General features: G+C 73.4%; 1 pseudogene. It reads left to right on the plus strand.

From position 1 onward, the window contains the following. A pseudogene (locus JHD80_RS27400) lies at positions 1 to 128 on the plus strand (hypothetical protein); the annotation flags it as partial. Positions 129 to 320 lie beyond the last annotated feature (192 nt).

Below are 320 nucleotides of genomic sequence, written 5' to 3' on the forward strand. Positions count from 1 at the left end.
GGGTGCAGATCGCGAGCTGGATCTCGTCCGGCCAGTTGCAGGTCGACTGGGCCTTCCGCGTCGATACGCTGACAGTGGTGATGCTGGTCGTGGTCAACACGGTCTCCAGCCTCGTGCACCTCTACTCCTGTCTCTTATACACATCTGACGCTGCCGACGATTAACCTTCGGTGTAGATCTCGGTGGTCGCCGGATCATGAAAGAGGGGGGGGGGGGGGGGGGGGGGGGGGGGGGGGGGGGGGGGGGGGGGGGGGGGGGGGGGGGGGGGGGGGGGGGGGGGGGGGGGGGGGGGGGGGGGGGGGGGGGGGGGGGGGGGGGGG

Source organism: Allobosea sp. ASV33, from assembly GCF_016428755.1.
Classification (GTDB): Bacteria; Pseudomonadota; Alphaproteobacteria; order Rhizobiales; family Beijerinckiaceae; genus Allobosea.